Below are 15014 nucleotides of genomic sequence, written 5' to 3' on the forward strand. Positions count from 1 at the left end.
ACGTAGTTGGCAAAGGAGCCAAAGCTTGTCCGGAACAAATGGGTGCTACAGCAGTAAAGGTTGGCGTAACATTTGGATTGACTGTTATGGATAACGTCGTAGTTACTGCACATTGCCCGGCTGTAGGTGTAAAGGTATATACTGTTGTAGCGGTATTATTCAAAGCGGGTGACCACGTTCCGGTAATACCATTGTTTGATGTAGTAGGTAATGGAGACAAAGGAGCTCCGGAACAAATTGGTCCAACTGCAGTAAATGTTGGCGTAACATTTGGATTGACAGTTATGGTTAAAGTCGCTGTGGTCGCACATTGCCCGGCTGTAGGCGTGAAAGTATATAATGTTGTAGCAGTATTATTCAAAGCGGGTGACCACGTTCCGGTTATACCATTATTGGACGTAGTTGGCAAAGGAGCCAAAGCTTGTCCGGAACAAATGGGTGCTACAGCAGTGAATGTTGGCGTAACATTTGGATTGACAGTTATGGATAAAGTTGCAGTGGTTGCACATTGCCCGGCTGTTGGTGTAAAAGTATATAGTGTTGTAGCTGTATTATTCAAAGCGGGTGACCATGTTCCGGTTATTCCATTAGTAGAAGTTGTTGGCAAAGGAGCCAAAGCTTGTCCGGAACAAATGGGTGCTACAGCAGTGAATGTTGGTGTAACATTTGGATTAATAACAATGGTCATCGTAGTTACAGAAGCACATTGACCTAAATTTGGCATAAACGTATAAGTAGTCGTAGTAGTATTATCCAAAGCTGGTGACCAAGTTCCTACCTTTCCATTGGCAGAAGTCGTTGGCAAAACCGGTATCGCCTGACCCGAACAATAGGGTCCAACTTGAACAAAAGAAGGAACCGTAGTAGAAGCTGAAAGTGTCGGAGCACAAACGCCATTCCATGTTAATGTAAAACTAACGGTTTGACCTTGCGCCACATTTGGAACCCAAAAATTGGATGGTGAAATCCAAACTCCTGAAACAGAAGGTCCTCCATCAATAGAATAAGTATACGTATAATCGGTTTGTCCTATGTTATTAAAATCAAAATTGACCGAATTCGGATGATTAATAGGATCACTTATCGGATTACAAAATAGTTGTGGAGGTCCTGATGGTGCTGTATTGGTTACAGTAACCGTTATCATTGCTCTTGGTCCTTCGCAACCACCAACGGTCTGACTTACATAGTAATTCACGGATCCTAGAGTTGTTGTAGATGGGGTTGGTGCAGTAGCAGAGGCTACTCCTCCAACGGCATTGGTTCCGTACCAATTTAAGGTTCCTCCGGCACTTGGTGTTGCTGTCAATGGAACAGCTACAGCATTTTGGCAATAAGTAACCGGTGAAGTTACTGTTGGCGCTGCTGCAACCGAAATTGGATTCACTGTTAATGGAATAGGATTGGAAATACAACCTGAAATCAAATCTTTGATTTGAGCATTATAATTGCCCGGAATCAACCCACTAAATGTAGGGCTGGTTTGATAAGTGGTTCCTGCATTAACACTGTATTGATAACTGGCTAAAAAGTAACTCCCCACATTAGTATAATCCTGAGGGTCTAAAGCTGTCCAATCAGCCGGATTCCAAATTAAACTGGGATGTGTTACGGTAGCTAATCTTCGATAAGTATATCCTGCCGCACCAGCCGGAGTAAAAGCGACACCATCTGTTCTTCCCCATAGATCTATTTCAACATTAGCGCTGGTTGTCAATCTTATGTTATCATCGGTATTCACTCCGCCACAAGCTGCAAAAACCAAATTAGGAGTAACGCCACCCTGATTAGTAGCACTACCCACAGCTATAACAACAACAGAATTATTAGCTAATGTTCCTGATAATAATAAATCACAAGAAGGTAATGCATTACCGTTATTATATACTTTAAGTCTATAATTGGCTAAATTTTTTGTAACGCCAGTTCCGTTAAAAATTTCAACATAAGTCAAGGCTCCAACATCTTCATCGGTAACTTCTGAAATGAATAAATCGGAAGGAATTGGAATGGGAGATGGATTAAGAGGACTAGTAAAAACAATGGTTCCGGTTGGAACAGCGCAAGTGGGTTGTTGTGTTACACTTACCGTTGGTACCGGACAAGGCACTACAGCTATCAAACTAAAATCATCTAAAGCAAAATCGTTACCGGCACCACCGCCAGCAGTTTGAGTATCTGTTATCCAAATTTGGGCGTTATTAGTAGTAGCTGTCCAGGAATAAGTAACTTTTGTCCATGCCGAAGGGTTTCCGATAGGACATGTAGCTGAACCGCCTACTAAAACAGGTGCTGTTGTCGTTCCATTGGTATTAATGCCAATGACTGCCGAATTACCGGCATTATTAGTCGCAGATATGGATCGAATCCAATACGAAAATTGATAAGTTGTACCACTAACCACTCCAATAGAAGAGCCATTTAGTAATTCCCAAATTTTATCTCCTCCATTGCCGGAGCCGTCAACCACCATCATTTTACCGGCACCGCTATGATCTGTGGTGTGAGCAAAATTGGCCGTATTCATAGTAAACGAATCGGCTATAATGTTGTATTCTCTTGGCGCACTGTTTCCCACAGTGGCCGGAAGAAAATAGTTGGTTTGGAATCCAGTTCCACTTCCACCACTTTCGAAATCTCCATTCACCAACAGATTTTGGGAAAATCCACTAAAGGAAAATAATGCTATTGTTACTAATACTATTTTATGTAAAAGAGTAGTTATCTTCATATTTAAAAAACTTTTAAGTAGGTACCTGATTTATTTGGGTAATCACCAAAAAACAAAACCCAAAGATATTGATTTTAACGGCTGTACCCTATTTTTTTGAAAAAATCACAATAAAAAACCTCATTAAAATGAGGCTTTTTAATCTATTTTTCTATTTTTCTTCTGTTTCTTTCGAGCTTCAACAAGTTTAATTCCCTACTTGTTTGACCCGCTACAGAAGTGTTTTCTTCGGCTCTTCTGATGAGATATGGCATCACATCACGAACAGGACCAAAAGGCAAATACTTCGCCACGTTGTAGCCGTGTTCTGCCAAATTGTAACTGATGTTATCGCTCATACCATACAATTGCCCAAACCATATTCGGTTATCGTTTTTCAAAATGCCTTTGGCTTGCATTAATTCGATCAATTTATAGGAACTTAATTCGTTGTGCGTTCCAGCAAAAATGGACATTCTATCTAGATTATCCATCATGTAAACCACAGTAGCATCATAATTAACATCGGTAGCTTCTTTGCTTTCGCAGATGGGAGTTGGATATCCTTTTTCTTCAGCACGTTTGTTTTCCTTTTCCATATATGCACCTCGAACCAGCTTCATTCCTATGTAAAAGCCTTCCTTTTTGGCCACTTCATGTAAATTTTTCAAATAATCCAATCTATCCCAACGATAGAGTTGCAAGGTATTGAAAACTATAGCTTTTTCTTTGTTATATTTTCGCATCATTTCGGTTACCAAATCATCAGCAGCTTCCTGCATCCAGCTTTCTTCCCCGTCAATTAATAAGGCTACGTCTTTATCGTGAGCAGCTTTGCAAACCAAATCGAAGCGCTCCACTACTCTATCCCATTCTTTTTGTTCGTCAGCAGTTAGCGGTTGCTTTTCGCCTAATTTTTCATATAAATAAAACCGTCCAAAACCAGTTGGCTTAAACACCGCGAATGGAATTGCCTGACGCTCTTTGGCAAATTCTATGGTTTTCAACGTCATTTCTAAAGCAGCATCAAATTGTTCTTCTTCTTCTTTTCCCTCGACAGAATAATCCAAAACCGATGAAACGCCTTTGGTATACATTTTATCCACAACAGAAAGGCAATCTTCTTCAGTTGTTCCGCCACAAAAATGATCAAAAACAGTAGCTCTGATTAATCCTTCCACAGGCAAATGTGCTTTCAAGGCAAAATTGGTAACTGCAGTTCCGATACGCACTAACGGCTCGTTATCAATCATTTTGAATAAAAAATAAGCCCGGTCTAATTCGGTATCAGTTTTAAGGGCAAAAGCCACTTTGGTATTGTTGAAAATCTTTTCCATTTTTTTCTAATAATCCGACAAATATAAAAAGAGTTTTAAGAATTGTTTCATTTTAAAAAACTAGTTTTAAGTAACGATTTTATCCAGCTATTAGAGTAAGTGTATTTTGGGAAATATTAATTTGTTAACTAATGCAACCATAAATTTCTATACTCCTGATTCTTATCATAATCCTGTGCCTGCTTCTCGATATTAAAATAGCGATTGCCTCTTGGATCATTACCAACTCCAGCCAAATAAGCCCAATTTCCCCAATTACTGCACACATCATAATCGATTAGCTGTTGCTCAAAATAAGCGGCACCATAACGCCAATCGAGTTTCAAATCGTTACACAAATAACTCGCTACATTTTGTCGGCCACGATTGCTCATGAAGCCGGTTAATTTAAGTTCCATCATATTGGCATCAACAAAATCAACTCCAGTTTTTCCATCAATCCAGCTTTGCAACATCTGAATATTGTGCTTATTCACTGCAATTCCTTTGTTTTGGATTCCGGCTAATTGAAAAAATTTGGTGTGGTATTTCTTCATCATAAATCTGAAATAATCGCGCCAAAGCAATTCAAAAACCAACCAATAAGTTGATTCGTTGGCTTCGTATTGCGTTTCGTATTTTTTGAGTTCAAAATAAATTTCTCTTGGGGATAAACAACCTAGTGCTAACCAAGCGGAAAATTTAGAAGAATAATCGGCTCCAATCATCCCGTTGCGTGTTTCTTTGTAGTTTGATATTGATTTGGTTTCAAAAAAATAATGTTGCAAACGCTGTAACGCTTCTTTTTCTCCTCCTTTGAATGGAAGAACAGCTCTTGAATCAATTACAATTTTATTCAAACCCAAATCAGACAAAGTGGGCAAATTGATTTCCGGAATTTTAGGTGAATTAATGGCTAAAGGTTTTTCAAAAACACTTCTGATGATGGCATCTTTCTCAGTTTTTTTTCTGAAATTGGTAAAAACATCCGGAATATCTTTGATGGAAAACGGCAAATCTTCGGCATGGTATAAAGTACTGGTGCTGAGTGTTTCGAATTCGCATCGCAATTTAAAAAGTTCCGCTTGAACCAAAGCTTCCGTTTGCTTTTCCTCGTGGGCAACTTCGCGTTTGGCAAACACTTTATACGCTTTATATTCTTGCACAATTTTTGGAATTTCAACTTCAGGTTTTCCTTCTAAGAGGAGTAATCCGGAACCCAATTCTCTTAAGTTTTTATCTAAATCGGCTACGGATTCTACTAAAAATTTTGCTCTGAAACTGCCTGTTTTTTTGAAACCGTATTCCGTGACTTCAAATTGAGCTTCATCAAAACAATACACAGGAATAATTTCATCACTCCATGCTATTGCTTTTACGAGTGTTTCATTATCATGCAACCGCAAGTCGGTTTTAAACCAAACTATCGCTCTTTTCATAATTCATTTATATTTTTCAAATAATAATCGGCTTGTTCTAACAAAGCACTTTTGTCTTCGGGTTTCATTTTTCGCCAAACGTTGTACATCATTCCGATGCGAGGATTTTGGGCTAATTTGTCCTCATGTTTGTCGTAGAAATTCCAGTACAAGCTGTTAAACGGACACGATTTTTCGCCAGTTTTTAATGTCTTTTTATAGAAACAACTGCCGCAATAATGACTCATTTTATCAATATAAGAAGCGGAACTTACATAGGGTTTTGTGCCCACGATTCCGCCATCGGCAAACTGACTCATGCCGCGTGTGTTCGTAATTTCGACCCATTCAATGGCATCAATATAAATCCCGAGATACCACGCATCGACTTCGTCAGGATGAACTCCGGCCAATAAAGCAAAGTTTCCTGTAATCATTAATCGCTGAATGTGATGCGCATAAGCATAATCCAAGGATTGTGAGATAGCATTTTTTAGACAGTTCATTTTGGTTTTTCCCGCCCAAAACCAATTGGGCAATTTTTCGGTATGATTGAAGAAATTCGAAGAAGCATATTCGGGCATTTTTAGCCAATAAATTCCACGCATGTATTCGCGCCAACCGATAATTTGTCGAACAAAACCTTCGAGCTGGTTGTATTCTATTTCATTCTTTCGGTTTTCCCATTCTTGTATAGCGCTATCGATTACTTCTTTTGGCGAAATCATTTTAACATTCATAGAAAACGAAATTCGGGAATGATATAATGACCACTCGTTTGGCGTCATAGCATCTTGATAAGAACCAAATAAAGGCAAACATTCAGCCACAAAAAAATCGAGTAAGGCAAGTGATTGCTCTCTATTTATGGGCCAAACAAAATTAGCAGCATCAATAGTTCCGATTGTGGAAACATCTGTACTGCTTAGTTCTGAAACAATATGGCTAACGTCATTATTAAAAACTAATGGTGGCGTTGGTTTGTGATTCACGGGCAACTTTTTTCGGTTATCTTCATCGTAATTCCACTGACCGGTTGTGGGTTTATCGCCTTCCATCAATACGTTGTGTTTTTTTCTCATGGCACGATAAAAGCTTTCCATCAAGTACATTTTTTTGCCTTCAAAAAAGTTGCCTAATTCTTCTCTTGTACTGAAAAAATGCTCGGTATCATAAACAGCATGTGGAATTGAAAGTTGAGCACAATAACTTTTAAATAAAACATCTAATCGGTATTCATCGGGTAATTGATACTCAAATTGGGTAAAATTCCCTTGAGTTATTAATGCATCTAGGTTCTTTTCGAAAGACTGCAAATTGCTTTCATACGTTAAATGAATGTATATCACCTTATGCTTTTTCGACTGTAATTCTGTTGCAAAAGAACGCATCGCACTAAAAAAACCAACTACTTTTTGAATGTGATGGTGTGCATAATCGGTTTCGGTTCTGATTTCCATCATTACATAAGTAACCGTATTATCGACGGTTTTGAACCAAGAATGATTTATGTTTAGCTGGTCACCTAAAATTAAGCGAAGTGTTTTTTTAGTTTCCATTTTTATTGCCTCTGCATTTATCGCTACAATATTTGACTTCATCCCAAACTTTCTCCCATTTTTTACGCCAGGAAAAAGGTCGATTGCAAACCACACAAATTTTGCTAGGTAAGTTTTGTTTTTTTGTTCCGCGCATGAGTTGTTTTATTTGAATTGGGATTGGTTACGTGCTTTTTCAGAATTCGTTTCCCCTCTGCTTTGACTTCATCCGTTTTGCGAAAACTCCAGATAATATCGCTGGCAAATTTTCTGGTGGCTTCAATATCTACGATTGGTTCAGGATAATCTTTACCGATTTCACATTGATACAATTGTTGTTCAATCAAGCTCAATTTCCATGGTTCGTGAATTAAATTTGAAGGAATATTTTCTAGTTCTGGCAACCATTTTTTGATAAAAATTCCGTCGCTATCGTGTTCTTCTGAATTCTTAATCGGATTGTAAATTCGAACCGTATTGATTCCGGTAACACCTGATTGCATTTGCAATTGTGGGTAATGAATTCCGGGTTCATAATCTAAAAACTGTCTTGCCAAAAAATGTAATTCGCGCCAATCCTGCCAAAGATTAAACACAAAAAAAGAAACCACCATCGCTCGCATTCTAAAATTGAGATAACCGGTTGCAACCACACAACGCATACAAGCATCAACAATAGGAACTCCGGTTTTTCCTTCTTGCCAAGCTTGAATGTAAACTTCATTTTTAGGTTTTATAACAGTATCAAAAGCAGTGTTGATGTTATGAAATTCCATGCGACATTCGTCTTCAAATTTTTGCATAAAATGACAATGCCAATGTAGTCGCGATACAAAATTGAGCATTGCTCTTTTGTTGGAAGCTTGCTCATAAAACTGATTGGTATATTGATAAACCATACGCATACTGATATTGCCATACGTCAAATAAGGCGATAAGCGGCTGCAACTTTTTCGACTCAAATCGGGTTTAGAAATATGCTTACTGTAATTAACATACCGTTCTTTTACAAAACTGTCTAAATACCGCCAGGCCCAATATTCGCCTCCTTGCTGGAAGTTTTTGTTGCGAGTTGTGATTTCATTATTTAGATTTTCTCCTTTTACATTGTCGTATAAATCGGAATCTAATTTTTCAATTTTTAAAGAATGTAAATCAATTATTTTGGGCGTATCCCGCATTACATTTTCCCAACGCTTGTCCCAATCTTTTCTGGATTTTAATTTTCGAATGACGCCATGCAGTTGATATTCCTTCCACTCGATTGCATTTTCAGCAAAGTACTTTTGCATTTCAATATCTCTATCAAAGGTTACTTTGTTGCCAATTTCCTGATGTGAAAAAACAGATTTTACGTCATAAACCTTAATGATTTCTTCGAAAACGGTTTTCACTTCATTATGAAAAAAATACAACGTTGCATTAATAGGATCTAATTGTACTTGCAAACCTTGAATTGATTCATAAACAAACCGCCAATGTCTCACATCTGAATCATCATAACTGATTACAGAAGGCTCGAAACAATAAAGCAGTAAAATGGGCAAATCCGATTGTTGTGCGTAAAATAAAGGCTCATGATCTGTGAATCGCAAATCTCTTTTAAACCAGACAATATTTATGGCTTTTTTATCCAATGCTATAGAATTGAAGTTAACTCTTTATTCGGTTTTGCATAACTCAATCGGTCTAATTGAATGGTTTTGTGATAACTATCCAATCCGGAACAGGTAATCGTATTCGCTTTTTCTAAATCGATAAACCCGTCTTTACTTAGACACTTTTCGGGGAAATACACTTCGGCAATTTCACCAATAACCATAATGGTAGTATTGATGGTGATGTCTATTTTTTCCCGGAATGCCATTCCAATTTGCACCAGACTTTCTTTGACAAAAGGTGCTTTAAAATCATTTTTATATTCGGGTGTTAAGCCAGTTTCATCAAATTCAGAAATTTCTTTTTCATAGCGCGCTGATGTTTGATGTGCTTGTTGATAAATGGCTTCGTTAATATGATTCAAAGTATAAAAACCGGTTTCCAGAATATTACTTAACGTATTACGCTCGGGCGGACTTGGTCTAAAAATGAGCGCTATTAAAGGTGGATTGGCACCTATATGAATTAAAGAACTAAAAATTGCAAGGTTTGTTTTTCCATCTTTAGCAACAGTTCCAACAAGTGAGACACTTTTAAAGCCTCCTAAACTATTTATAAAATGGACACGTTCTTGTTTATCCATTGCCATTATCGCATCCAAAGAAATATGTTTTTGCATGGTATTGTCTATTTGTAATTACTGAAAAACACTATCTTTCTTATTTAATACAATCCATTTCTTATCACTATTTAATTTAAAAGTACCAATGTGTTCCTTATTCCATTCTTGTGGAGAAATTAACGATAGAAAATTGATACTGTCATCGCCTCTGTATAAATGATAAATTTCACCAATAACAGGCTCAAATGAAAACTTCGCACTGTAGACTAATTCATTCCATTCGTATTCGTTCATTAAATTTTGATATCGCATTTTGAGTTCATTGAACTTATCCTCAAACTCTTTATTAACAGCGCTAATCCCTCTACTTTTCCAGGAAACGACATCATCAACTTTAATTATTGGAGCTCCAACATTTGTGGCATAAGGTAGTAGACTGGCATGGTACCCATGTTGATCCGAAAACACTATATTATCAGGTCTTTCTTTTTCCATTTTACACTTAATATAATTATCTTTTTGAAATTTTATTATTGGAAATCGCGCGTTGCAACTTGCATTTAAATCTATCGATTCCTTCAACACGTTTTGCCAGATGCTTTGTTTTACACTTTTCAACGCGTTTCCTCCAAAGTTTGTAGCTGCTAAATTTGAGTTCTCGTTTCATCAACGCTTTCACATCAGCTTCAGCCAAGCCAAATTGAAATTGAATTGCATCAAAAGGAGTTCGGTCTTCCCAAGCCATTTCAATGATTCGATCAATAGCTACATCGTCTAAATTGGTTTTATTAGTTACGGTCACTTTGTTTATACTTTTTAACAAATAGTTAAACAAATTTAAAACTTATTTATCACTAAAAAACAAAAACCTATTACAAAAACTTATGCTGTTATTAGAAAAAAAATTCCTTATTTTGCTGCATACTTTTTTGACAATGATGCAATCAATAGCCGCCAATGGTTACCCCATTTTATTCAGTGAAAACGGATATGAATTTCTGAATACTTTTATAGAAGAGAACAAGTATTCCACTATTTTCATTTTAGTAGATACCCATTCGAATGAATATTGCTTGTCAAGATTTCTTCCTTTTTTGGCAACGGAAAAAACCATCGAGATAATTGAAATTGAAGCCGGTGAAAGCGAAAAAAACATCAACACTTGTGTAGAAATCTGGACTATCCTTACCGAACTTGGTGGTGATAGAAAAAGTCTTCTAATCAATATTGGCGGCGGCGTGATTACTGATATTGGCGGATTTGTAGCTTCTACTTTTAAAAGAGGCATTGACTTTATTCACATACCAACCACATTATTATCCATGGTAGATGCCTCGGTTGGCGGCAAAAACGGCGTGGATTTAGGAAATCTAAAAAACCAAATCGGTGTGATTACTGTGCCGAAAATGGTGCTGATTGATACCGAATATTTGTCAACCTTACCACAAAACGAGATGCGTTCCGGATTGGCCGAAATGCTGAAACACGGCTTGATTGCGGATGCCAACTATTGGGCACAATTTAAAGATTTGAGTCAGGCTGATTTTGCTGATTTTGATGGATTGATTCATCGTTCCATCGAAATTAAAAACGAAATCGTAATGCAGGACCCTACCGAAAATGGTATTCGAAAAGCTTTGAATTTTGGTCATACTTTGGGACATGCCATCGAAAGTTACTTTTTGGAAAGTGACACTAAAAAAACCTTGTTACATGGCGAAGCTATTGCCGTTGGCATGATTTTGGAAAGTTATATTTCCTGGCAAAAAGGATTGCTTTCGGAAATGGAATATGTAGAAATCAAAAATACTATAAATGCCATTTTTGACACCATCGTTTTTGAAGAAAACGACTTGCAGCCGATATTCGATTTACTTATTCACGATAAAAAAAATGAGTACGGAAAAATTCAATTTGCATTGCTTGATTCCATTGGAAATATCAAAATCAATCAAGAGGTTGATTCTGAATTGATTATAAAATCATTTGAAGATTATAAAAGCTGATATATTTTTAAGCATAATAGTTGCAATTCGCGAATTTTATTTTTTACATTTGCCCAGATGAAAAAAAGTGCCAACACTTCTGTTTACAGCCTTTATAGTCAAGAAACTACTAACAATTTCTTAGCTATTCCCAATCATTTTTTTAGACAAAAAAGTGATTTTACAGCGTTGTGTTCACCCATCACTTTTTTGTTTCAGGAAAAACTCCCGATTATTTACGCTAATATTAGAGTTTGAATGCAAGATTACTTTGTTTGTATAAAATAATTAATCTTCTATTTCACATCCTCAATGAACACTAAATATTTCGACTTAATCAATCAAACATTCTACTTTCCACAAGAAGAATTCACGCTTAACAAAGACAACCTTCAGTTTCACAATATCGATTTGATGAAATTGGTAGAACAATATGGCACGCCGTTAAAATTCACTTATTTACCGCAAATTTCAAACAACATCAACAAAGCCAAAGGTTGGTTTAGAAAAGCGATGGAAAAAAATAAGTACGAAGCCAAATATTACTATTGCTATTGTACCAAAAGTTCGCATTTCAGCTTTGTGATGAACGAAGCCTTCAAAAACAATATTCATATCGAAACGTCATCGGCGTTTGACATCAATATTGTAGAGAATTTAATGGCGCAGGGCAAAATCAACAAAAACACTTATGTGATTTGTAATGGTTTCAAAAGAGAACAATATATTGAAAACATTGCGCGTTTGATTAATAATGGCCACAACAAAACCATTCCGATTATCGACAATTTTGAAGAATTGGATTTGTTGCAGGAAGCCATCGATGGTAAATTCAAAATCGGAATCCGAATTGCTGCTGAAGAAGAGCCAAAATTTGAGTTCTATACTTCTCGTTTAGGCATTGGATATAAAAACATCGTTCCCTTCTACAGAAAACAAATCGAAGAAAATAAAAAAGTAGAGCTGAAAATGCTGCACTTTTTCATTAACACCGGCATTCGCGACACAGCCTACTATTGGAACGAATTGCTGAAATGTATGAAAGTGTATGTGGCTCTGAAAAAAGAATGCCCTACGCTGGACAGTTTGAACATTGGCGGTGGTTTCCCTATCAAAAATTCATTGGCTTTTGAGTACGATTACCAATATATGATTGACGAAATCGTAAACCAAATCAAAATCTCCTGCGAAGAAGCCGAAGTAGATGTCCCGCATATTTTTACTGAGTTTGGTTCGTTTACCGTGGGCGAAAGTGGCGGTGCTATTTACCAAGTGTTGTACCAAAAACAACAAAATGACAGAGAGAAATGGAACATGATTGACTCATCATTCATTACTACCTTACCTGATACTTGGGCAATCAACAAACGTTTTGTAATGATGGCCATCAACCGTTGGAACGATACTTACGAGCGTGTCCTTTTGGGAGGTATGACTTGCGACAGCGATGATTATTACAACTCTGAGCAAAATATGAACGCGGTTTATTTGCCAAAATACAATAAAGAAAAGCCTTTATACATTGGTTTCTTCAATACCGGCGCGTATCAGGAAACAATTGGTGGTTTTGGCGGATTGCATCACTGCTTGATTCCGCAACCCAAACATATTTTGATTGACCGTGACGAAAATGGAATTTTAGCCACTGAGATTTTCTCGGAACAACAAAACTCTGATGATGTCTTGAAAATATTAGGCTACGAGAAGAAATAATTAGCCCAAAAACTATTACTTTTAACATAATTAAATTAGAAAAACAGTTTGTGGTTTTAGAAAAAAAGTTTTTCTTTGAACCGCAAACTACAAACAACTATAACACAAAATGAGCAAAGGACCAATCAGTCAGTTTATAGAAAAAAATTACCTTCACTTCAATGCAGCCGCACTTGTTGATGCAGCCAAAGGATATGAAGAACATTTACTTGACAATGGTAAAATGATGATAACGCTTGCCGGCGCGATGAGTACGGCAGAATTAGGCAAATCGTTAGCCGAAATGATTCGTCAGGATAAAGTACATATTATTTCCTGTACCGGTGCCAACCTGGAAGAAGATATAATGAACCTGGTGGCTCACAACTCCTACAAAAGAGTTCCAAATTACAGAGATTTATCACCGCAGGAAGAATGGGATTTATTAGAAAACCATTATAACCGTGTGACCGATACCTGCATTCCGGAAGAAGAAGCTTTCCGCAGATTGCAATCACACCTATATGATATTTGGAATAATGCTGATTCTAAAGGAGAGCGTTATTTTCCGCATGAGTTCATGTACCAAATGATTAATTCCGGCGTTTTAAAACAATACTACGAAATTGATCCGAAGGATTCCTGGATGGTAGCAGCTGCCGAGAAAAACTTGCCAATTGTAGTTCCGGGATGGGAAGACAGCACCATGGGTAACATCTTCGCTTCTTATTGCATCAAAGGCACTTTCAAACCTACTACCATGAAAAGCGGCATCGAATACATGATGTGGCTGGCCGATTGGTATCCGAAAAATTCCTCAGGCAGAGGTGTTGGTTTCTTCCAAATTGGTGGCGGTATCGCCGGAGATTTCCCAATTTGCGTTGTACCAATGTTATACCAAGACATGGAAATGCACGACGTTCCGTTTTGGAGTTATTTTTGCCAAATTTCAGATTCTACTACAAGTTATGGTTCCTATTCGGGAGCTGTCCCAAATGAGAAAATCACTTGGGGAAAACTTGACATTCATACCCCCAAATTTATCATTGAATCGGATGCTACCATTGTAGCACCCTTAATATTTGCTTACTTACTAGATTTATAAAAGATTTTTTTATGAGAAGAATTATTGTAGACTATGCGAAACTAACCGGAGACATACTAAATTTATTAGTAGAGAAATTTCCTGAGGGTTACGACGACTCGGACATCATTCGTTTTAGAAATGCTCAAAACGAATTGGTTGAAGCAGTAGAAGTACGAACTGAGGACACTATTTACTTAGTAAAAGTGAGTACCAAACTGGCAAGCCGAATGGAGAAATTTGACGAAGAAGATGACATCGATTCAGTAATTGAACCTATTGATCCAATTAAAGGATTGGATGATGATGAAGATGCTATCACGCCCGATGAAGACGATGAAGAAGTAGATTTATTAAAAGACGGTGGCGGTTCGGATGATACTGGTGATGACGACGATGAAGATGATTTTGACGATTCAGATAACAACCTCGAAGATGAGGACGAAGACGAATAAAACATAAAAAAAAGCCCCGATACTATTTCGGGGCTTTTTTTTTGCTTATAAGTAACGCTCTTCAAACACTCTTTGATGGTGGTTTTGATGTCCAATAATAACAAAACCCAAAGCCCTTACCGACATAGGATTATTGGAAGCTGTGCCAATCCGCAGTAATTCCGCCTCCGAAAAAGATTTGAATAATGCTAGTGTAGCTTGTCTTACTATCAATAATTCGGTCAGCAAGTCCTGAATGCTTCTGTTATTGGCAGTAGCCTCCTCCACATATTCATTTTCATCAAAGCTGGCTAAAGCCGTTTTGTCATTTCGGGCAAACCGCAAAGCACGGTAGGCAAAAATTCTTTCGGCATCAATAATGTGCTGAATAATATCTTTGATGGTCCATTTGCCTTCGGCATAGCGGTAATCAAATTTATCCATAGGAATGTTTTGCACAAATTTTATTAAGCGATGTACAGAGATTTCCAGTTCTTCCACCAAAGTATACTCGTCGGATACCTGATTGATATAAGTGGCAAAATGTCCCGCAAATTCGTCGGATTGTAATTGTGATGGTTTCATGATGATGATTTATTATTTATACAAAGATTGC

At 37.2% G+C, this 15014-nt stretch carries 14 protein-coding genes; 4 read left to right on the top strand and 10 right to left on the bottom strand.

From position 1 onward, the window contains the following. From V7D82_RS07540 to V7D82_RS07580, 9 genes are all read right to left on the bottom strand, one after another. Positions 1–2731, bottom strand: a 2731-nt coding sequence (locus V7D82_RS07540) for a lamin tail domain-containing protein (RefSeq protein WP_442902382.1), incomplete at its 3' end; no start/stop codon positions are given. 143 nt (positions 2732–2874) lie between these two features. Continuing rightward, entirely contained in the window at positions 2875–4047 is a 1173-nt protein-coding gene (locus tag V7D82_RS07545) for a proline dehydrogenase family protein (RefSeq protein WP_333600370.1), read from the bottom strand. A gap of 128 nt (positions 4048–4175) precedes the next feature. Next, a complete protein-coding gene (locus V7D82_RS07550; RefSeq protein ID WP_333600371.1) occupies positions 4176–5465 on the bottom strand; it encodes a DASH family cryptochrome in 1290 nt (429 codons plus the stop codon). After that, the gene (locus tag V7D82_RS07555) at positions 5462–7003 is read right to left on the bottom strand and encodes a cryptochrome/photolyase family protein (protein WP_333600372.1); all 1542 of its coding nucleotides are present in this window, start codon (positions 7001–7003) and stop codon (positions 5462–5464) included. The genes V7D82_RS07550 and V7D82_RS07555 overlap by 4 nt, the downstream gene beginning before the upstream one ends. Continuing rightward, on the bottom strand, positions 6993–7139 hold the full coding sequence (locus tag V7D82_RS07560; protein ID WP_333600373.1) for a DUF2256 domain-containing protein: 147 nt from the start codon (positions 7137–7139) through the stop codon (positions 6993–6995). The genes V7D82_RS07555 and V7D82_RS07560 overlap by 11 nt, the downstream gene beginning before the upstream one ends. Beyond that, positions 7108–8619: a cryptochrome/deoxyribodipyrimidine photo-lyase family protein gene (locus V7D82_RS07565; RefSeq protein WP_333600374.1), complete on the bottom strand. Its 1512-nt coding sequence runs from the start codon at positions 8617–8619 to the stop codon at positions 7108–7110. Before V7D82_RS07565 ends, V7D82_RS07560 begins: the two co-directional genes overlap by 32 nt. Positions 8620–8621: 2 nt before the next feature. Continuing rightward, a complete protein-coding gene (locus V7D82_RS07570; RefSeq protein WP_333600375.1) occupies positions 8622–9260 on the bottom strand; it encodes a flavin reductase family protein in 639 nt (212 codons plus the stop codon). A gap of 18 nt (positions 9261–9278) precedes the next feature. Further along, complete coding sequence (locus tag V7D82_RS07575; RefSeq protein ID WP_333600376.1) at positions 9279–9698, bottom strand: DUF2452 domain-containing protein; 420 nt, start codon at positions 9696–9698, stop codon at positions 9279–9281. Positions 9699–9714: 16 nt separating this feature from the next. Then, positions 9715–10005, bottom strand: a complete 291-nt coding sequence (locus tag V7D82_RS07580) for a TIGR03643 family protein (RefSeq protein WP_333600377.1) — start codon at positions 10003–10005, stop codon at positions 9715–9717. 136 nt (positions 10006–10141) lie between these two features. Here V7D82_RS07580 and aroB point away from each other — a divergent pair, with 136 nt between their 5' ends. The 4 genes from aroB to V7D82_RS07600 all read left to right on the top strand — a co-directional run bounded on the left by aroB (position 10142) and on the right by V7D82_RS07600 (position 14419). Further along, positions 10142–11209, top strand: a complete 1068-nt coding sequence (gene aroB / locus V7D82_RS07585; RefSeq protein WP_333600402.1) for a 3-dehydroquinate synthase — start codon at positions 10142–10144, stop codon at positions 11207–11209. A gap of 291 nt (positions 11210–11500) precedes the next feature. After that, positions 11501–12901, top strand: coding sequence for an arginine decarboxylase (locus V7D82_RS07590; protein ID WP_333600378.1), 1401 nt, complete (start codon positions 11501–11503; stop codon positions 12899–12901). Positions 12902–13010: 109 nt separating this feature from the next. Beyond that, positions 13011–13985: a deoxyhypusine synthase family protein gene (locus V7D82_RS07595; protein WP_187661269.1), complete on the top strand. Its 975-nt coding sequence runs from the start codon at positions 13011–13013 to the stop codon at positions 13983–13985. An 11-nt stretch (positions 13986–13996) separates the two neighbouring features. Next, positions 13997–14419 carry a DNA primase gene (locus tag V7D82_RS07600; protein ID WP_333600379.1) on the top strand — a complete coding sequence of 141 codons (423 nt, stop codon included), beginning with the start codon at positions 13997–13999 and terminating at the stop codon, positions 14417–14419. A 45-nt stretch (positions 14420–14464) separates the two neighbouring features. Here V7D82_RS07600 and V7D82_RS07605 read toward each other — a convergent pair whose 3' ends face one another. Next, a complete protein-coding gene (locus tag V7D82_RS07605; protein WP_333600380.1) occupies positions 14465–14983 on the bottom strand; it encodes a DinB family protein in 519 nt (172 codons plus the stop codon). Positions 14984–15014 lie beyond the last annotated feature (31 nt).

This window comes from Flavobacterium sp., from assembly GCF_036741995.1.
Classification (GTDB): domain Bacteria; phylum Bacteroidota; class Bacteroidia; order Flavobacteriales; family Flavobacteriaceae; genus Flavobacterium.